Source organism: Allobosea sp. 10L422 (genome assembly GCF_056395345.1).
On the sequence record NZ_JBFTJI010000004.1, the window covers coordinates 143,725 to 162,642 of the forward strand.

Consider the following 18,918-nt stretch of genomic DNA (forward strand, 5'->3'; position numbering starts at 1 on the left):
ACTCTGTTGCGATCCTCAGCCCCAACTTCATCGGCAAAGAAGCCCGCAGAGCCTTACGTCGGAAGCGGAGGCCTCGTTTTCGGCTCTGATCTCTACAATCAAGTCAGGGAAGAGGATCGGAAAAGGAACCTCGCACAGCTAGCCGAGGACGCCGAGGCCGCACGGAAACTGCGTGATCTTCCCAATAGCTGAGGAGACCGATTTCGACCCAAAGCAGACGCTGTTTGGTCAGTGCGCCCTCAAACTTGCCACCATAACCTCACACAAAATCAAACCGATCGACATCGACCAGCCCCTTGTCGGTGATCTTGAGATGCGGGATCACCGGCAGGGTCAGGAAGGCGACCTGCAGGAAGGGCTCGGCCAGCACGACGCCGAGCGCCTTCGCCGCGGCACGCAAGCGCTCAAGATCGTGCCGCACCGCCTCGAAGGGCTGCTCGCTCATCAGCCCTGCGACCGGTAGCGCCAGTTCGGCCGTGACTTCGCCGCCATCGGCCACGGCGAAGCCGCCGCCGATCTCGATCAGGCGGTTCGCCGCCGCGGCCATCGAGGCCTCGTCGACGCCGACGACGCAGAGATTATGGCTGTCATGGCCGACCGAGGAAGCGATGGCGCCGCCCTTCATGCCGAAGCCATGGACGAAGCCTGTCGCGATTCCGCCGTTCTTGCCGTGACGCTCGATCACCGTGACCTTGATCGCATCCTGCGCGAGGTCGGGCAGGGCCTCGCCGTCGCGCGAGGGCAGGGCCATCGACAGTCGTTCGGTGATGATCCGCCCCGGCACCACGCCGATCACCGGCGTCGCGCCGTCGCGGGCCTTAACAGTGAAATCGGCGGGGGCGAGCTTGCGGCTCTTCACGCTGCCGAGCCCAACCGGGGGGATCGTCGCCCGACCCGCGAACAGTGCTTCCTCGACCAGCCGGCCCCCGGTCAGAACCTGCTTCACCGAGCAGGCAGCGAGGTCCTCAACCAGTACGATATCGGCGCGCTTGCCAGGCCCGATGAAGCCGCGATCGAACAGCCCGAAATTCCGCGCCGCCGAGAGCGAGGCGATGCGATAGGTCGCAAGCATATCGGCGCCCTCGGCGATGGCGGTGCGGATCATGTAGTCGAGATGGCCTTCCTCGCCGATGTCGAGCGGGTTGCGGTCATCGGTGCAGAAGGCCAGGAAGGGCGAGGCGTCGCGCGAGATCAGCGGGATCAGCTGATGCAAATCCTTCGAGACCGAGCCCTCGCGGATCAGGATCGCCATGCCCTTGGCGAGCTTCTCGCGGGCTTCGTCGGCCGTCGTCGTTTCGTGGTCGGTGCGGATGCCGGCGGCGAGATAGGCGTTGAGGTCAATCCCGCGCACCAGCGGGGCATGACCGTCGATATGGCGATGCGAGAAGGCTTCGAGCTTGGCGAGGCAGCCGGGGTCGCGATGGATCACACCCGGAAAGTTCATGAACTCGGCGAGCCCGATCACCTTGGGATGGTCCATCATCGGCGTGAGGTCGCCGGCCTCCAGCGCCGCCCCCGCCGTCTCCAGATGCGTCGCCGGCACGCAGCTCGACAGGTTGACGCGCAGGTCCATCCGCATCGCCTCGGCGCAGGCGAGGAAATAGCGGATGCCCTCGACGCCGAGCACGTTCGATATTTCGTGCGGGTCGCAAATCGCGGTGGTGACGCCATGGGGCAGCACGCAGCGCTCGAATTCGAGCGGCGTCACCAGCGAGGATTCGATGTGCAGATGCGTGTCGATGAAGCCGGGCACGGCGAACAGGCCCTTGGCGTCAATGACGCGCTTGCCCTCGTAGGTTCCGTAGGTCCCGACGATGGTATCGCCGCAGATCGCGATATCGCTCTCGACCAGCGTGCCGGTGACGAGGTCGAGGAGCCTTGCGCCCTTGATGACGAGATCGGCCGGCTCGTCGCCATGGCCCTGGGCGATCCGGCGGGCGAGCGTGGCGGCGTCCGTCATGGGGCGATTCCGTGGGTTCGTCATGGCGCCAGCCTGCCTCTCTCCGGCTAGATTGTCGACTTGGTCGGCGGCTCGGATCGGCCTAGATAGGGGCCGGCATCTCGAAAGCCCGGAGCCTTCGCATGAAACTCACCTGGTACGGCCACTCCGCCTTCCGCGTCGATATCGACGGCGCTGCCATCCTGATCGACCCGTTCTTCACCGGGAACCCAGCCTTTGAGGGCGACGTCGCGGCGATCTCCAAGGGCGTCAGCCATATCGTCGTCACCCACGGCCATGGCGACCACGTCGGCGACACGCTCGATATTGCCGGGAAGACCGGCGCGACGGTCATCACCAATTACGACCTCGCCATGCATCTGGCCTCGCAGGGGCTGAAGAACTTCAGCCCGATGAACACCGGCGGCACCGTCGATCTCGGCCCGTTCAGCCTCACGCTCGTCCGGGCCGATCACTCGGCCGGCATGGGCGAGGGCGGTGTCAACGTCCCCGTCGGCAACGCGAATGGCGCGATCATCAAGGCCAGGGGCGAGAAGACGCTCTGGCACATGGGCGACACCGACATCTTCTCCGACATGGCGCTGCTCAGCGAGATCCATGGCGTCGAGGCTTGCATCTGCCCGATCGGCGACCGCTTCACCATGGGCGGCAAGGTCGCCGCGCTCGCCATGACCCGCTTCGTCAAGCCTAAGGTGGCGATCCCCAGCCACTACGGCACCTTCCCGATCATCGACCAGAACGCCGACACCTTCGTTGCCGGCATGCGGGGCAGCGGCATCGAGGTCGTCCTGCCGAAGAAGGGCGAGGCTTTCGCGATCTGAGCCGGAGAAACCGGCCTGATCGCTCAATGCTGATTTACGTTTGCCCGTTCGCCGCGCTATAGCGCGGCGAACCGTTTTCCGCGCGTGATCCGCGCCCTGTCCAGGAGTCCGCCATGTCGGTCGATCTCGCCACCGTCAAACGCGTCGCGCATCTCGCGCGCATCGCTGTGCCGGAGGCCGATCTGCCCAAGCTGCAAGGGGAGCTGAACGCGATCCTCGGCTTCGTCGAGCAGTTGAACGAGGTGAATGTGGATGGCGTGGAGCCGATGACCTCGGTGACTCCGATGGCGATGAAGCAGCGCGAGGACGTGGTGAACGACGGCGAGATCGCCGATACGATCATCGCCAACGCCCCGGTTTCCGAGGACAACTATTTCATGGTGCCTAAAGTCATCGAGTAGCGCGCGTTATCGTTCCCCGTCATTGCGAGCGTAAGCGAAGCAATCCGGGGGGACCTCGAGTGCTGCCGCTCCTGGATTGCTTCGTCGCTGCGCTCCTCGCAATGACGGTTCCGCCGACTTGAATTCAATCGGATATCGACCGTGACCGATCTCACCCGCCTGACGCTGACCGAGGCCCGCGACGGCCTGAAAGCCAAGACCTTCTCCGCCACCGAGCTGACGAAGGCGCATATCGCCGCCGTCGAGAAGGCCCGCGCCCTCAACGCCTATGTGCTGGAGACGCCGGAGCACGCGCTGAAGCAGGCGGCCGCCTCCGACGAGAAGCTCGCCAAGGGCGAGGCGGGCCCGCTCGAAGGCCTGCCGCTCGGAATCAAGGATCTCTTTGCCACGGAGGGCGTGCGCACCACGGCCTGCTCGAACATCCTCGGCAATTTCGTGCCGGCCTATGAGTCGACCGTATCGAGCCAGCTCTGGCGCGACGGCGCGGTGATGCTCGGCAAGCTCAACAATGACGAGTTCGCCATGGGCTCGTCGAACGAGACCTCGGCGTTCGGCAATGTCGTGAACCCTTGGCGTCGTGAGGGCTCCAATGTCGGCGCGGGGCAGGGCGGGGCTGTCGAGGGCAATCACCTCGTGCCGGGCGGCTCCTCCGGCGGTTCGGCCGCCGCCGTTGCCGCCGATCTCTGCCTTGCCGCAACCGCGACCGACACCGGCGGCTCGATCCGCCAGCCCGCCGCCTTCACCGGCACGGTCGGCATCAAGCCGACCTATGGCCGCTGCTCGCGCTGGGGCATCGTCGCCTTCGCCTCCTCGCTGGATCAGGCCGGGCCGATCGGCAAGAGCGTGCGTGACTGCGCCGTGATGCTGCGCTCCATGGCTGGCCACGACCCGAAGGACACGACCTCGGTCGACGCGCCGGTGCCGGACTACGAGGCCGCCATCGGCCGCTCCGTGAAGGGCATGAAGATCGGCATTCCCAGGGAGTACCGGCTCGAGGGCCTGAACGCCGAGATCGATGCGCTCTGGCAGAAGGGCATCGAATGGCTCAAGGCCGCCGGCGCCGAGATCGTCGAGATCTCGCTGCCGCATACGAAATACGCCCTGCCGGCCTATTACATCGTCGCCCCGGCCGAGGCCTCCTCGAACCTCGCCCGCTATGACGGTGTCCGCTACGGCCTGCGCGAGCAGGGTAAGGACATTGTCGAGATGTATGAGAAGACCCGCGCTGCCGGCTTCGGCGCCGAGGTCAAGCGCCGCATCATGATCGGCACCTACGTCCTCTCCGCCGGCTACTACGACGCCTATTACCTGCGTGCCCAGAAGGTCCGCACTTTGATCAAGCGCGACTTCGAGACCGTCTATGCGCAGGGCATCGATGCGGTGCTGACCCCGGCGACCCCCTCGGCCGCCTTCGGTATCGGCGAGAAGGGCTCGGCCGATCCTGTCGAGATGTATCTCAACGACGTCTTCACCGTGACCGTGAACATGGCGGGCCTGCCCGGCATCGCCGTGCCTGCCGGCCTCGACGCTCAGGGCCTGCCGCTGGGCTTGCAGCTCATCGGCCGCCCCTTCGATGAGGAGACGCTGTTCTCGCTCGGCGAGGTCATCGAGCAGGCCGCCGGCCGCTTCCCGGTTTCGGAGCGCTGGTGGGGCTGAGGGGCGCCCGCGGTTATGCGCGGGCTTGACCCGAGCATCTCGGGCCGAAGGAGGCTCTTCGCCTTCTCATCGTGAGATTCTCGGGCCAGCGCTTCGCTCCGCCCGAGAATGATGCCTCAGGAAAAATAAAAAGGGCCGTGCGAGCGGCCCTTTTTCGTGTCTGCAGTCGGGGGCAGGGCGGCGGCTTGGAAAGCCGCCGCCGTCACCTTCAGCCATGCGCTCTGGTCGGCTGCTGCTGTGCAGCGGCTTGCGCCTTGCGCTTCTTGCCACCGAGTTCCGCCAGCCAGCGCACCATCACATAGAACACCGGCGTGAAGATCAGGCCGAAGAAGGTGACGCCCAGCATGCCGGAGAACACCGCGATGCCCATCGCCTGGCGCATCTCGGCACCGGCGCCAACCGAGATCGTCAGCGGCAGAACGCCGAGGATGAAGGCCATCGAGGTCATCAGGATCGGCCGCAGGCGGGTCCGGGCGGCGGCGATCGCCGCGTCGCGGCGGTGCATGCCTTCCTCCTCCGCCTGCTTCGCGAACTCGACGATCAGGATCGCGTTCTTGGCGGCGAGGCCGACGAGCACCACGAGGCCGATATCGACGAGAATGTTCCTGTCGAGATTGGCGTAGTTCACGCCGAACATCGCGGCCAGGATGCACATCGGCACGATAAGGATGACCGAGAGCGGCAGGAGCCAGCTTTCATAGAGCGCTGCCAGCAGCAGGAAGACGAACACCACGGCAAGCCCGAAGGCGATGATCGCCGTATTGCCCGCGAGCTTCTCCTGCAGCGCGATCTCGGTCCATTCGAAGCCGAAACCTGCCGGCAGCCGCTCCGCCGCGATCTTCTCGACCGCCGCGATACCCTGTCCCGTCGAGTAGCCATGCGCCATCGAGAGCTGCACTTCGGCTGCCGGATAGAGGTTGTAGCGCGGCACGCGATAGGCGCCGGTCGTGTCGTGGAAGGATGCGATCGAGCCGATCGGCACCATCTCGCCATCCGCGTTGCGGGTCTTGAGATTGGCGACGTCGCGCGTGGTCAGGCGGAAGGGGTTATCCGCCTGCGCGGTGACGCGATAAGTCCGGCCCAGCAGGTTGAAGTCGTTGATATAGGCGGAGCCCATATAGATCGACAGCGTCTCGAAGATGCGCGTGATCGGCACGCCGAGCATCTCCGCCTTGGTGCGGTCGATATCGGCGTAGATCTGCGGCGTCTTGGTCGAGAACAGCGTGAACGGCTGCTGGATGCCCGGAACCTGCCCGGCCGAGCCTGCGACGATCCAGGCCGCGCCTTCGAGCGCCGTAAGCCCGCGCCCGCCACGATCCTGCACATAGCCCTTCAGGCCGCCGCCGGTGCCGATGCCCGGGATGGCAGGCGGCTCGATCAGCAGGGTGAAGGCTTCCGAGATGCCGAACATCTGTTGCCGGAGATCGGCGAAGATGCCCTGCGTCGTCAGCCCCTGCTTCTCGCGGTCCTTGAACGGCGCGAGCGTTACGAAGGCGACGCCGGTATTCGGCGCGATGGTGAAGGTCGCGCCGTCGAGACCGGCGAAGGCGACGGTATGAGCCACGCCGGGGCGGGACAGCAGGATCTCGTTGGCCTTGCGCAGCACGGCGTCCGTACGCTGCAGCGAGGAGCCAGGCGGCAGCTGGAGCACGGCGATGAAATAGCCGCGATCGAGCTGCGGCACGAGGCCGGTCGGCGTCCTCCGGATGTCCCAGACCGTCGCCGCGATCAGGCCGGAATAGACGATCAGCAGGATCACGGCGATGCGGATGAGGCGCGAGGTGACGCGGCCATAGGTCCGCGACAGCCAGTCGAAGCCGGCGTTGAAATAGTGGAAGAACCAGCGGACCGGTGCACCCAGCTTGTAGAAGAAGCCGTGCTGCTCGTTCGGGTCATGCTTCTTGTGCGCCTTCAGGAGCACCGCCGACATCGCCGGCGAAAGCGTGAGCGAGACGAAGCACGAGATCGCCGTCGAGGCTGCGATTGTCACCGCGAACTGCTGGTAGAAGGTGCCCTGCAGGCCGCTGATGAAGGCCGTCGGGATGAACACCGCGCACAGCACGAGCGCGATCGCGAGCAGTGCGCCGCCGACCTCGTCCATGGTCTTGTGCGCAGCCTCCTTGGGCGTCAGGCCCTCGGCAAGGTAGCGCTCGACATTCTCCACTACCACGATCGCGTCGTCGACGACGATGCCGATGGCGAGAACCAACGCCAACAGCGAGATCGTGTTGAAGGAGATGCCGACCGCGCTCATCACCAGGAAGGTGCCGACCAGCGAGACCGGGATTGCGACGATCGGAATGATCGCGGCGCGCCAAGTCTGCAGGAACAGGATGACCACGATCACGACGAGCACGATCGCTTCGAGCAGGGTATGCACCACCGCGTCGACGGATTCGCCGATGAACTCGGTCGGGTTGTAGATGATGCGATGCTCGAGGCCGGTCGGGAACTGCTTGGCCATCTCGTTCATCGTCGAGATCAGCTTGTCCGAGGTCGCGAGCGCGTTCGAGCCCGGACGCTGGAAGACGCCGATGGCAACGGTGTTCCTGTTATCGAGATAGGCGTTGGTGGTGTAATCCTGCGAGCCGAGCTCGACGCGCGCGATGTCGCGGACCCGGATCGTGCCGCCATCGGCATCGGAGCGTACGACGATGTTCTCGAACTCGGAGACATCCGTCAGGCGGCCGAGGGTGTTGACGGAGAACTGGAAGGCTTCGTCCGACTTTGCCGGCGGCTGGTTGAGCGCGCCTGCCGCGACCTGGACGTTCGCTGCTCTGAGCGCTGCCACCACATCGCCTGCCGTCAGGTTGCGGGCCGCGACCTTGGCCGGATCGAGCCAGATGCGCATCGAGAAGTCGCGGGCACCGAAGACTTGCACGTCGCCGACGCCGTCGACGCGGGTGAGCACGTCCTTCACGTAGAGCGAGGCGTAGTTCGAGATGTACTGCGCGTCGCGCGACCCGTCCGGCGAGATCATGTTGATGACCATCAGGAAGTCGGGCGAGGCCTTGCGCACCTGCAGGCCGAGCTGGCGCACATCCTGCGGCAGGCGCGGCTCCGCTTGCGAGACGCGGTTCTGCACCAGAACCTGTGCCTGGTCGATGTCGACGCCGGCCTTGAACACGACGTTGATCGTCACCCGCCCGTCGCCGGTCGATTGCGAGGTGATGTAGAGCATGTCGTCGACGCCGTTCACCTCCTGCTCGATCGGCGTCGCCACCGTGGCGGCGACGACCTCGGCCGAGGCGCCCGGATAGGTCGCGGTGATCGAGACGGTCGGCGGGGCGATCTCGGGATATTCCGAGATCGGCAGGCCGCGCTGGGCGATGGCGCCGGCGATCGTCAGCAGCACCGAGAGCACGGTGGCGAAGATCGGCCGGTCGATGAAGAAATGGGCGAAGCGGAACATGGAAACGTCCTGTCCGGAAAAGGCGGGCGGACGCCCGGTGGCGCCCGTGTTTCAGTGCCGGGCCGTGACGGCCCGGGAAGCGGGGCACCGGCGTTGGAAGAGCCGGTGCAGGACGCGTTCAGTTCGTCGTCGCGACCTTGATCTCGCCCGGCTGAGGCGTGACGGCGACGCCGGGACGGACCATCGGATTGGCGTTGCCGCCGATGATGACCTTGTCTTCAGGCGTCAGACCGGAGCGGATGACCCTGAGGCCCTCGCTGATCGGCCCGAGCTCGACCGATTTCGGCACGACCTTGTTATCTGGCCCCACCGTCAGCACGATCTTGTGGGCCTGGTCCGAGGCGATCACGGTGTCGGGCACGAGCAGCGCATCGGCCTCGCCGGCGAAGAAGCGCAGGCGGCCGAACACGCCGGGCGTCAGGAACTGGTCCTTGTTGTCGAAAACGGCGCGGCCGCGGATCGTGGCCGAGCGTGCGTTCACGGCGTTGTCGACGAAGTTGACCTTGCCGCGGCGGCCCCATTTGGTCTCGTCCGACAGCTTCACTTCGACAGGCACGCCGGCATCCTTGTCCGAGCCGCTCCGCAGGCTGGCCATGCGGGAGTAGCGCAGGAAGTCGGCTTCCGAGACATCGAAGGTGAAGTAGATCGGCGAGACGGCGACGATGGTGGTCAGCAGCGTGGCGCCTGACTGGCCGCCGGCGATCAGGTTGCCCGGGTCGACGCGGCGGTTCGAGATGCGCCCGGCAAGCGGCGCGCGCACCTCGGTCCATTCGAGGTTGAGCTCGGCGTTCTTGAGATTGGCCTCGGCTCCCTGCAGGGAGCCGACCGCGCTGTTGAGGTTGGCGCGGCGCTGGTCGACGTCGCGGGCCGTGATCGTGCGGTTCTGGGTCAGGCCCTCGGCGCGATCGACCTCGTTCTGCGACAGCTCGACCTGCGCCTTTGCGCGAGCGACCTCGGCGCGCGCCACGTCGACGGCCAGTTTGTAAGGCCGCTGATCGATGGTAAAGAGCAGATCGCCCTTCTGGACGAGCGAGCCGTCGGGGAAGTGCACGCTGTCGATGAAGCCGGAGACGCGGGCGCGGACTTCCACCTGTTCGCTCGCTTCGAAACGCCCGGTGAACTCATCCCAGTTGGTGATGCGCTTGGCGAGAGGGGGCGCGACCTGAACCGGAGGGGCCGGCGGAGCTCCCTGGGCGGCAGCGTCGAACGAGGTCAGGCCGGTCGACGTGGCAACAGCGGTGAGCACCAGGCCGATGAAACGGCTGCGTGACATGACGGAACTCCGAATGACGGGCCTGCGCAACATAGCGGATTTTGCGGCCTTTGGCGCAAAAAGGGATGATGACTGACGAATGTCAAGATCCATCACCCGTCAATTTGCGCGATATTGCGCCACATAAATCATATTCCTGCCATTTGGTTGCAGGAGCGCAACGGCACTGCACCATGCAGCCGAGTTTCAGGGCAGGCCTGCGAAGCAACGGACGCTTGCCGCAAGCCCGCCGACATCGTAACGCGTAGGCGACCATTTCAGCCGGAAGATCACAGATGAATGCGCATGCCCGCCCCGCCGACCCGAAGAAGCTGATCAAGGGCGCGACTGGTGATTGGGAAGTCGTGATCGGCATGGAAATCCATGCCCAGGTCACCTCCAAYGCSAARCTKTTCTCMGGCGCCTCSACCGSYTTCGGKGSCGAGCCGAACGAGCATGTCAGCCTKGTCGACGCKGCSATGCCCGGCATGCTGCCGGTGATCAATGCCGAATGTGTTCGCCAGGCCGTGCGCACCGGCCTCGGCCTGAACGCGCAGATCAACAACCGCTCGGTCTTCGACCGCAAGAACTATTTCTATCCGGACCTGCCGCAGGGCTACCAGATCAGCCAGTACAAGAGCCCGATCGTGGGCGAGGGCGAGATCGTGGTCGATCTCTCGACGACCGAGCAGATCACCGTCGGCATCGAGCGGCTGCATCTCGAGCAGGATGCCGGCAAGTCGATCCACGATCAGCATCCGACGATGAGCTTCGTCGATCTCAACCGCTCGGGCGTGGCGCTGATGGAGATCGTCTCGAAGCCGGACCTGCGTTCGTCGGAAGAGGCGAAGGCCTATGTCTCGAAGCTGCGCACCATCCTGCGCTATCTCGGCACCTGCGACGGCGACATGGAGAAGGGCAACCTGCGTGCCGACGTGAACGTCTCCGTGCGCAAGCCGGGCGACGCTCTCGGCACGCGCTGCGAGATCAAGAACGTCAATTCGATCCGCTTCATCGGCCAGGCGGTCGAGACCGAGGCGCGCCGCCAGATCGGCATCATCGAGGATGGCGGCACCATCGACCAGGAGACACGCCTCTACGATCCCGGCAAGGGCGAGACGCGCTCGATGCGCTCCAAGGAGGAGGCGCATGACTACCGCTACTTCCCCGATCCGGACCTGCTGCCGCTCGAATTCGACGACGCCTTCGTCGAGAGCCTGAAGGGCGCGCTGCCCGAATTGCCCGACGCCAAGAAGGCCCGTTTCATCGCGGATTACGGGCTCTCGCCTTACGACGCCTCGGTGCTCGTCGCCGAGCGCGACCAGGCGGATTATTTCGAGGCGGTGGCGAAGGGACGCGACGGCAAGGCTGCGGCGAACTGGGTCATCAACGAGCTGTTCGGCCGCCTCAACAAGGAAGGCCAGGACGTCACGACCTCGCCGGTCTCGGCCGCCCAGCTCGGCGGCCTCGTCGACCTGATCGGAGAGGGCGTGATCTCGGGGCGCATCGCCAAGGATCTGTTCGAGATCCTCTGGACCGAGGGGGGCGAACCGCGCGCGATCGTCGAGGCTCGCGGCATGAAGCAGGTCACCGACACCGGCGCCATCGAGAAGGCGGTGGACGATCTGATCGCCGCCAATCCCGACAAGGTCGAGCAGGTCAAGGCCAAGCCGACCATGCTGGGCTGGTTCGTCGGTCAGGCGATGAAGGCCTCGGGCGGCAAGGCCAATCCGCAGGCGCTGAACGAGATCCTGAAGAAGAAGCTCGGCATCGAGTGAGTTGGATGCGGGAGCGCCTGTGGGCGCTCCCGCCTTTCCGGCTCAGCCGCAGTCCGGGCATGTCTGCAGCAGGACGCCGCCGGCCTGCTTGCGCAGCTTGCGGGCGGAGTCCTTCGCGTCGGCGACGATCTTGGCAACGTCATAGCCCACCAGGCGCCCGGCGCGCTTGACGATGCGTCCGTCGATCATGACCGTATCGACATTGGACGGATCGGCCGATTGCACGATCGTGGTCTCGATCTGGCCGAGCGGCGCCATGTTGAGGTCGCTCGTCCGCAGCAGGATGATGTCGGCCCGCTTTCCGGGGGTGAGGGAGCCCGTGACATCGCCCAGGCCGAGGCTGATCGCGCCGTTGATCGTGGCCATCCGGATCACCTCGGCAAACTCGATCGGCTTCTGGCCGGCCGATGGCGTGCCCTGCCAGGGAACGCCGAGATTCCAGGTCGTGCGCATGATCTCGAACATATTCGGCGCGCCGATCAGGCTCGCGTCGACCGAGAGCGACAGCATCACGCCGGCCTTGCGCATGAGCATGAGAGAAGCACGGTAGTCACCGGCGCGCCCCAGCCGCATTTCCGATATCGTCGCAAAGCTGAGAGGCGTTTTCGTCCGCGCCAGGACTTCGAAATCCGCCTCGGTGCCGGGCACATAATGGCAGAACAGGAAGTTGGGCCCGAGATAGCCGCGCTGCTCGAAATCGGCGGCATTGTTGAGGTTCGGCGGCGATTGGCCGGCATGGGTCGCTACGCGCAGGCCGTTCTTCAGCACCCATTGCATCTCTTCGTGGAAGGTCTCGGGCTTGCTCGGACCCATTCCGCGCAGGTTGACCGCGAAATGGACGAGCCCGTCCATCTGTGAGCCGGCGCCGAACCACTTGTCCCGCGTGCGCAGGATATCGTCATAGGCGAAGGGCTTGCTGGCATCCAGCAGATCGGCATGCCCGTAGGCGAAGCGCGCCCGAAGCAGCGAGTCGCGATGCGCCGTCAGCTCGGCATCGGCATGGGCGGCCGAGCGGGTATTGTTCGACCAGTTATGGACCGTGGTGACGCCGTTGTTGGCGAGCTCGGCCAGCCCGAGCATGACGCTGTTGTAGCCGTCCTGCGGCGAGAGGTATGGAGAAATGGCGTTCTTCGCGGGAAAGTAGCTGAAGCCGTTGTCACCCGGAAAGTTGCGACCGAGCGCGCTCCACATGTGGTAATGCGTATCGATCAGGCCGGGCATAACGATCATATCGCTGGCGTCGATGATCTCGGCTCCGGGTGCCTCGATCCCCTGGCCGATCCTTTCGATGACGCCCTCGCGGACCAGGACGTCTCCTTTCGGCAGCGTGCCGAGCGAGGGGTCGACGGTCATGACCGCGCCGTTGCGGATGAGGTACGTGCCGCGCCGGATATCCGGCCGGTTTGAGGAGATGCTTTGCGCTCGGGCGGACCCGATGATGGCAGGCGATACGATCTCGGTGCAGGTCAAAGCCCCGAGGGTCAGCCCCCGGGTGAATGTGCGTCTCGTCAGCTTCATATTGCGAAATCCCCTCTTCGGCCATTTGGCCTGTTGCTGTTTCCCTCCTCAGCGCCCTCCCGGCGTTGGATATCGGGGCGGCCGTCTCAAGCCGCTTCCGTGGTCTTGTCGACCATTTCTTGCCCGTCATCCCTGGGTGGAGTGGTTAGTGTTGCGGGCGGCTTCTGAGCAATTGACGATCTTGTGAAATCGATCAGGAGTTCGATTGCATCATCAACGCGCTGGCGCCCTCCAAAGATCAGAACCAAGTCGCTCTCTGCGGCCGCGTGTCGCCTGTCGCGCAGTCGGCCCTCTGACCTATGCGAGCGGGATTTCGGCCTGTTGCTGTTCCAGCGCGGGACGGTCCGCATGCGAAGAGCGCGATCGCTTGTCGACACTCCGTCCGTGCCCATGCGAAAAAGCTGGTTCGCACGTCTTCTCGCGATGCTCTAGGCTCCCGCTGCGCAGGCGATTCCCGCGACGTGGCGTGAAGGCCTGGCGCGTCTGCGAAGGAATGCCCCGTGACGCCCGCAGGTCTCGTCATTCGCGATACCGAAGCCGCCGATGTCCCGGCGGTCAGGGCGCTTTTGGTCGAGACCTGGCATGCCACCTATGACGGCATCTATGGCTGGCAGCGCGTCGCCGAGATCACCAATGCCTGGCATTCGCTGGAGAACCTGCGCAGCCAGCTCGGCCGCGACGAGGGGATCTTCCTCGTCGCGTTGATCGGCGAGGAGGTCGTCGCCACCGCCTCGGCACGGCAGGAGCGCGATGGCGCGGCCCTGCTGACGCGGCTCTACGTCCTGCCGGTCTGGCAAGGCGTCGGCATCGGGCGGACGCTGCTGCAGGTCGCGCTCGCCTGCTTTCCGAAGGCGCCGGTCGCGCGCCTGGAAGTCGAAAGCCAGAACGAGCCGGCCATCGCCTTCTACGAGCGCATGGGCTTCTTCCTGCAGCGGCAGGCGCGCTTCGACGGCCGCGACGACACGCCGAACACGCTGCTGATGGCGAAGCGCCTCTTCGTCGAGTAAGCCCATCCGCCGCCACGATTGACCGCCACAGCCTGAGCCGAAAGCCGAAGCGATGACCCGGACGCCTGTCTCCGCCGCCGAAATAACCATTCGCCGCGCCCTTGCGGCCGATGTGGCCCGCATTGCCGAACTCATCATGCTCGGTGCCGCCGCGCCGACGATGACACCGGAGGAAATCCGCGCCGAGGCGCAGCATCCCGGCTATGCCGAGGCCTTCGCCGAGATCGATGCCAGCAAGGACAATGCGCTCTTTGTCGCCGAGCGGGCGGGCGCGGTCGTCGGCACCTTCCAGGTCACACTGATCCCCGGGCTGATCGCGCGCGGACGCAGGCGCGGCAAGATCGAGAGCGTCCACGTCGCGCCGGAGAGCCGCGGCCTCGGCATCGGAGCCGTGATGATCAGGCACGCACTCGCCTTCGCCGAAGCAAGCGGTGTCGGGCTGATCGAGCTCAGCTCGAACAAGTCACGCATCGATGCCCATCGCTTCTACCGCAACCTCGGCTTTGACCAGAGCCATGAGGGTTTCAAGAAGCAGCTCGGAAGCTGAAAAGGTTACACGCCGACAGCACATGGCGCGGTCGCGTCGGGGGCAATCCCTTGCCCCTTCCGGGCGTGCGGTGCCGCCCCTAAATTCGCTTCCGAGGCCTCACGCCAGGAAGGAAGAGACTGATGTCCGAAGCGCCCGCCAAGCCGATCGACCTCTATTACTGGCCGACGCCGAACGGCTGGAAGATCACCATCATGCTCGAGGAATGCGGGCTACCCTACAACATCGTTCCCGTGAACATCGGCAAGGGCGACCAGTTCAAGCCGGAATTCCTCGCCATCTCCCCGAACAACCGCATGCCGGCGATCGTCGATCCCGACGGACCGGACGGCAAATCGATCTCCGTCTTCGAGTCGGGTGCCATCCTGCAATATCTCGCCCGCAAGACCGGCAAGTTCTATCCGAAGGATGAGCGCGCCCGCGTCGCGGTCGATGAATGGCTGTTCTGGCAGATGGGCGGCTTCGGCCCCATGCTCGGCCAGACCCATCATTTCCGCATCTATGCGCCGGAAAAGATTCCCTACGCGATCGAGCGCTATACCAACGAGGCCAACCGGCTCTATGGCGTCCTCAACAAGCGCCTCGAAGGCCGCGACTACATCTGCGGCGAATACTCCATCGCCGACATGGCCTGCATCGGCTGGGCGCGTGGCTGGGAGAAGCAAGGGCAGGATCTCAGGCAGTTTCCGAATGTCGCGCGTTGGCTGGAAACCATGCAGGCGCGTCCCGCCGTCCAGCGCGGGCTGAAAGCGGCGGAAGAGCTGCGGAACCCCGCGGGCATCAGCACCCCCGAAGAAAAGGCGATCCTCTTCGGTCAAAGAGCGCGCTGAGCCAAGTGCGCTCCTTTCGTTGAAGCGAAGGCGTCATGGTCGGGCTTGTCCCGGCCATCGACGTCTCGGCAGATCGAAAGCAGCGTTCAAGACGTGGATGCTCGCCACAAGGGCGAGCATGACGGCAGGGCTCAGTTCGCCCGATTCCACTTCACCGAGCGGCAGATCAGCCCGCCCATGACGCAGCCCGCAGTGGTGAGGGAATTGCCCGAGAGCGTCATCGTGCCGGAATAGGTCTTGCCGTCCTCCGGGTTGAAGGCGCTGCCGCTCCATTTGTTCTCGCCGTTCGGCTTCATGTCGTAGAAGATGCGCTGGCCGACCTTGGCCGGCCCGTTCTGGTCCTTGAGCCAGGAGAGCGAGCCGCAGAGCGCTTCGCCGCATTTGCTGAAGCGCACGCGCGAGGCGCCCGTATCACGCTCCCAGAGGCCGACGACTTCCTGGGCGTTTGCCGTCGCGACGCCTGCCAGCAAGCCGAGCGCGGCCAGCGCCGCGCGCTTCGATCCGGTCCCGTCCTTCATCCGATCCTCCTTCGTCCGACCAGCTATGACTGCATGGTTCAGATATGAACTATATCGGCGTTTCAGCATTGCTCAAGCTGCCGCTACGGAAAGCGGTTTCGGCGCTTGCTTCGCGCAAGGTGAATCGAATCTCAATACGGCGTGTGGAGATCGGTCGTCAGGTCTTTGAAATCGTTTCCGTTTTCGGGATTGCGAGGTGAATTTTCGGTTGCTTTAACCAGACGATTACGTCTCGTTGAGACTCGATTCATCGCAAAATTTAGCTCGCATTTTAAAGGTCGGGCCCAGTCTCGCAGTCATCGGCCGGGGCCCTGGAGGGGTGGCTGGCACAAAGACAAGAGGGTGGTGTCATGGCACGCATGGAGATGAGCGCAGTCCCCGCTTCCCTGGTGATCCCGGCGGAGGTTTCGGCCGAGGCCTATTGCGAGCTCGGCCTCATGCATGCGTCGGGGCGGGCAGGAGCCGTCGATCTCGTCGTGGCGCAGAAGTGGTTCAACGTCGCCTTTGCCCGTGGCTCTGCCCGGGCGGCGGCGCATCGGCAGGAGCTGGCGCTTGAGATGACGCGTGAGCAGATTGCCGAAGCGCTGCGGGAAGCCCGCGCCTTCCTCACGCGGCACTGAGAGCAGCACGGCCACGAGCCTTGTGGGGCCGGGAGGCGGCAGCTATAAGCGCGCCGCATTCCCCTTTTTTGCACCCCATCCAAGGATCTCTCGATGGCTGTCCAGCGTACCTTCTCCATTCTCAAGCCCGACGCGACGAAGCGCAATCTCACCGGCGCGGTCAACGCGGTCATCGAGAAGGCCGGCCTGCGCATCGTCGCGCAGAAGCGCATCCAGATGACCAAGGCTCAGGCCGAGACCTTCTACGCCGTGCACTCGGCGCGCCCCTTCTTCGGCGAGCTCGTCGAGTTCATGACCTCGGGTCCGGTCGTCGTGCAGGTGCTGGAAGGCGAGAATGCCATCGCCGCTTATCGCGACGTGATGGGCGCCACCAACCCGGCCAACGCCGCCGAGGGCACCATCCGCAAGCTCTTCGCCCTGTCGGTCGGCGAGAACACCGTGCATGGCTCGGACGCTCAGGAGACGGCGGCGGTCGAGATCGCCCAGTTCTTCTCGGGCAACGAGATCGTCGGCTGAGCGCAGCCGCCAGTCGATTGCGAAAGCAGAAAGGCGGCCCGGTCTTCGGGGCCGCCTTTTTCTTTGGAGCTGCCGGTCGGACCCGCCAGGCCGGCCCGACGCTCGCCGCCTATCAGAGACCGAAGGAGTAGTTCGTCCCGGTATCGAAGGAGTAGCTCGCGGACAGGCCGATGGTGATCGAGTCGCGCGAGCCGAACGGCCTGACGATCGGAGAGCGTGCGGCGTCGCCGACGAGGTGCTGGTACTCGACATAGGCCGTCGTCTTGAGCTGATCAGACCAGCTATAGGTCAGCTGTGCCAGCGCGCCCACGGTGTGGACGCCGGCGTTGAAGCGCTGCAGGAAGCCGCCCGTGCCGGGCATCGCGCCATAGGTGCCGAAATAGGTCCGCACGTAGTCGGCGGACGCGATCCGCATGCGCGGCCCGGCGCCCAGCGTCCAGGGGCCGATCGTCGAGAAGGCGTCGAGCTTGAAGTCGGCGACGACGCCGTCATGGGCGACGATGCCGCGGCGCACATCGACACGGCCGCGCAGCCAGGAGGTCGGGTAGAATTCGACGAAGCCGCCGGCCTCGGCGCCGAACTTGGTGGCAGGCACGGCGACGAGCGCAGGATTGACCTTGGCGTTGCGCTTCCAGAGCAGATCGCCCGAGAAGCCGATGCGCCAGCCCTGGCCGGAGAAGACGCCGATGCTCAGCATCGCATCGTCCTCGGCGCTCCACCATGTGCTCTTCAGGCCCTTGCCCAGCGAGATGATCGGCCGGGCGCGAAAGACGTAGTCGTCAGAGCCCGTGTAGTCCGGCTGATAGCGCACGCCGGCGCCGAGCGTCAGGTACCAGTTCTGGGCCGGCTGGGGCGAGGTGAGGGTCGAATAGTCTCTCGACTGTGCCTGGGCGCCGCCGGGCAGGGAGAGGGAAAGGCAGGTCGCCAGACCAGCCAGATACGCAACGCAACGCATAGTCCAGAACTCCGACGCGACAGTGCGTCCGAACGATTGAATGAGGGCAATCTGAGGGAAGGGGATTAATGCGCGGTTAAGGTGAGTTTTTCGTTATCTCAGGAATATCAACATGTTGGATCAAAGCTGGCTTTCTTTTTGCCGGTCTGGTCCCCAAGGGGCGCCTGCGGCCGGGCTGCGAAGCGGTCACGGTCCGAGGTCGGGAACCGGTCGTTAATCGATCGCCGCCAGAGTGGGCGCACGCATCGGAGGGCTCCGGTGCCCCGAGGTCGCAGGAGGCGGCGATGATTATGCAAGTGGCGATCGTCTGGCTGCTTTGCGCCGCTATTTTTCTCGAGCTGGCGGACCGGGCGCCGGTCATCGACGAGCCGGAATTCGGAATCGAACCCGGCGTCCGGTCGGTTACTGGCGACACTCAGTCGGAAAACGTCGCAGCGGAAGCACTATCCTTGAAAACCGCAGTAAACGACCGCGCGTCCTCTTGACGTTGACCTAGCTCTATGGCCATGCCGAAACATGGGCGCAGCATGGTGATCGCGACGTGCCCGGTTCTCGAAGGGCAGACGAAATCATGATGATGCGGCGGATGGGTGCGGTCGTGCTGGCCGGTGGATTGTCGCTCCTGGCAAGCGTCTCGGCCTATGCCGCTAGCAGCTCGACGGCGCTGCCGCCGCCGGATCCGACCGCGAAGAACCTCACCCCATACATGATCCAGCTGCGCGCCTTCGACGCCTGCCTGATCACGCAGTCGCAGCTCCTGGGCACGACCCGCGAAGCCGTGCATACCCCGTGCAGCTGCTATGCCAAGGGCACGGTCAGCGCCATGACCAAGGACGAGATCCAGGCGTTCCGAGATACCGGCTATTTCAACGATTCGGCCCGCGAGAAGGGCCTGCGTTTCATCGACCAGTGCAAGTTGAAGCGGCCGTTCTGAACGGCGGTCCGGCTTTCTAGTGGCGTCATTCTCGGGCGAAGCGAAGCGCAGACCCGGGAAACTCGATCTGAAGGAGGCGCAGGAGCCTCATCCGATGAGAGATGCTCGGGGCAAGCCCGAGCATGACGGCCGTCCCGTTCGGCGCTTGTTCCGTCTCCCGCCTTGCTGCTGACACGCTCCTGACAGAAGCTGT

18 protein-coding genes are annotated in these 18,918 nt (G+C 65.0%); 12 read left to right on the top strand and 6 right to left on the bottom strand.

The genetic code is table 11. From position 1 onward, the window contains the following. Nucleotides 1-259: 259 nt before the first annotated feature. Nucleotides 260-1,960, bottom strand: a complete 1,701-nt coding sequence (gene ade / locus AC1DEZ_RS10730; protein ID WP_441511318.1) for an adenine deaminase — start codon at nucleotides 1,958-1,960, stop codon at nucleotides 260-262. A gap of 122 nt (nucleotides 1,961-2,082) precedes the next feature. Between ade and AC1DEZ_RS10735 the strand changes: the two genes are divergently transcribed. The 3 genes from AC1DEZ_RS10735 (at nucleotide 2,083) to gatA (ending at nucleotide 4,838) form a co-directional block, all read left to right on the top strand. Next, complete coding sequence (locus tag AC1DEZ_RS10735) at nucleotides 2,083-2,781, top strand: metal-dependent hydrolase (protein WP_441511319.1); 699 nt, start codon at nucleotides 2,083-2,085, stop codon at nucleotides 2,779-2,781. Nucleotides 2,782-2,894: 113 nt separating this feature from the next. After that, nucleotides 2,895-3,182, top strand: coding sequence for an Asp-tRNA(Asn)/Glu-tRNA(Gln) amidotransferase subunit GatC (gene gatC, locus AC1DEZ_RS10740; RefSeq protein ID WP_441511320.1), 288 nt, complete (start codon nucleotides 2,895-2,897; stop codon nucleotides 3,180-3,182). A gap of 141 nt (nucleotides 3,183-3,323) precedes the next feature. Continuing rightward, nucleotides 3,324-4,838, top strand: a complete 1,515-nt coding sequence (gene gatA, locus AC1DEZ_RS10745; RefSeq protein WP_441511321.1) for an Asp-tRNA(Asn)/Glu-tRNA(Gln) amidotransferase subunit GatA — start codon at nucleotides 3,324-3,326, stop codon at nucleotides 4,836-4,838. A 208-nt stretch (nucleotides 4,839-5,046) separates the two neighbouring features. Here gatA and AC1DEZ_RS10750 read toward each other — a convergent pair whose 3' ends face one another. Together AC1DEZ_RS10750 and AC1DEZ_RS10755 are read right to left on the bottom strand one after the other, a co-directional pair. After that, a complete protein-coding gene (locus AC1DEZ_RS10750) occupies nucleotides 5,047-8,250 on the bottom strand; it encodes an efflux RND transporter permease subunit (RefSeq protein WP_441511322.1) in 3,204 nt (1,067 codons plus the stop codon). Between the two features lie 118 nt (nucleotides 8,251-8,368). Continuing rightward, on the bottom strand, nucleotides 8,369-9,523 hold the full coding sequence (locus tag AC1DEZ_RS10755) for an efflux RND transporter periplasmic adaptor subunit (protein WP_441511323.1): 1,155 nt from the start codon (nucleotides 9,521-9,523) through the stop codon (nucleotides 8,369-8,371). Between the two features lie 344 nt (nucleotides 9,524-9,867). Here AC1DEZ_RS10755 and gatB point away from each other — a divergent pair, with 344 nt between their 5' ends. Next, entirely contained in the window at nucleotides 9,868-11,280 is a 1,413-nt protein-coding gene (gatB, locus tag AC1DEZ_RS10760) for an Asp-tRNA(Asn)/Glu-tRNA(Gln) amidotransferase subunit GatB (protein ID WP_476779711.1), read from the top strand. Between the two features lie 42 nt (nucleotides 11,281-11,322). On the opposite strand, the gene AC1DEZ_RS10765 is transcribed toward gatB, so the two are convergent. Then, nucleotides 11,323-12,633, bottom strand: a complete 1,311-nt coding sequence (locus tag AC1DEZ_RS10765; protein WP_441511325.1) for an amidohydrolase family protein — start codon at nucleotides 12,631-12,633, stop codon at nucleotides 11,323-11,325. 665 nt (nucleotides 12,634-13,298) lie between these two features. On the opposite strand from AC1DEZ_RS10765, the gene AC1DEZ_RS10770 reads away from it, so the two are divergent. The 3 genes from AC1DEZ_RS10770 to AC1DEZ_RS10780 all read left to right on the top strand — a co-directional run bounded on the left by AC1DEZ_RS10770 (nucleotide 13,299) and on the right by AC1DEZ_RS10780 (nucleotide 15,182). Beyond that, nucleotides 13,299-13,805, top strand: a complete 507-nt coding sequence (locus tag AC1DEZ_RS10770; protein ID WP_441511326.1) for a GNAT family N-acetyltransferase — start codon at nucleotides 13,299-13,301, stop codon at nucleotides 13,803-13,805. 52 nt (nucleotides 13,806-13,857) lie between these two features. After that, complete coding sequence (locus AC1DEZ_RS10775; RefSeq protein WP_441511327.1) at nucleotides 13,858-14,352, top strand: GNAT family N-acetyltransferase; 495 nt, start codon at nucleotides 13,858-13,860, stop codon at nucleotides 14,350-14,352. A 122-nt stretch (nucleotides 14,353-14,474) separates the two neighbouring features. Further along, on the top strand, nucleotides 14,475-15,182 hold the full coding sequence (locus tag AC1DEZ_RS10780) for a glutathione S-transferase N-terminal domain-containing protein (RefSeq protein ID WP_441511328.1): 708 nt from the start codon (nucleotides 14,475-14,477) through the stop codon (nucleotides 15,180-15,182). A 131-nt stretch (nucleotides 15,183-15,313) separates the two neighbouring features. On the opposite strand, the gene AC1DEZ_RS10785 is transcribed toward AC1DEZ_RS10780, so the two are convergent. Continuing rightward, a complete protein-coding gene (locus AC1DEZ_RS10785) occupies nucleotides 15,314-15,700 on the bottom strand; it encodes a DUF2147 domain-containing protein (protein WP_441511329.1) in 387 nt (128 codons plus the stop codon). Nucleotides 15,701-15,744: 44 nt separating this feature from the next. Between AC1DEZ_RS10785 and AC1DEZ_RS10790 the strand changes: the two genes are divergently transcribed. The 3 genes from AC1DEZ_RS10790 (at nucleotide 15,745) to ndk (ending at nucleotide 16,836) form a co-directional block, all read left to right on the top strand. After that, nucleotides 15,745-15,900 carry a hypothetical protein gene (locus tag AC1DEZ_RS10790; protein WP_441511330.1) on the top strand — a complete coding sequence of 52 codons (156 nt, stop codon included), beginning with the start codon at nucleotides 15,745-15,747 and terminating at the stop codon, nucleotides 15,898-15,900. A gap of 150 nt (nucleotides 15,901-16,050) precedes the next feature. Next, nucleotides 16,051-16,320, top strand: a complete 270-nt coding sequence (locus tag AC1DEZ_RS10795) for a sel1 repeat family protein (RefSeq protein WP_441511331.1) — start codon at nucleotides 16,051-16,053, stop codon at nucleotides 16,318-16,320. 93 nt (nucleotides 16,321-16,413) lie between these two features. Next, nucleotides 16,414-16,836: a nucleoside-diphosphate kinase gene (ndk, locus tag AC1DEZ_RS10800; protein WP_441511332.1), complete on the top strand. Its 423-nt coding sequence runs from the start codon at nucleotides 16,414-16,416 to the stop codon at nucleotides 16,834-16,836. A 112-nt stretch (nucleotides 16,837-16,948) separates the two neighbouring features. Here the strand turns inward: ndk and AC1DEZ_RS10805 are convergent, their stop codons facing one another. Continuing rightward, on the bottom strand, nucleotides 16,949-17,791 hold the full coding sequence (locus AC1DEZ_RS10805; protein WP_441511333.1) for a MipA/OmpV family protein: 843 nt from the start codon (nucleotides 17,789-17,791) through the stop codon (nucleotides 16,949-16,951). A gap of 284 nt (nucleotides 17,792-18,075) precedes the next feature. Between AC1DEZ_RS10805 and AC1DEZ_RS10810 the strand changes: the two genes are divergently transcribed. Together AC1DEZ_RS10810 and AC1DEZ_RS10815 are read left to right on the top strand one after the other, a co-directional pair. Then, the gene (locus AC1DEZ_RS10810) at nucleotides 18,076-18,276 is read left to right on the top strand and encodes a hypothetical protein (protein ID WP_441511334.1); all 201 of its coding nucleotides are present in this window, start codon (nucleotides 18,076-18,078) and stop codon (nucleotides 18,274-18,276) included. A gap of 86 nt (nucleotides 18,277-18,362) precedes the next feature. Next, nucleotides 18,363-18,725 (top strand): hypothetical protein, encoded by a 363-nt coding sequence (locus tag AC1DEZ_RS10815; RefSeq protein ID WP_441511335.1) that lies wholly within the window; start codon nucleotides 18,363-18,365, stop codon nucleotides 18,723-18,725. Nucleotides 18,726-18,918 lie beyond the last annotated feature (193 nt).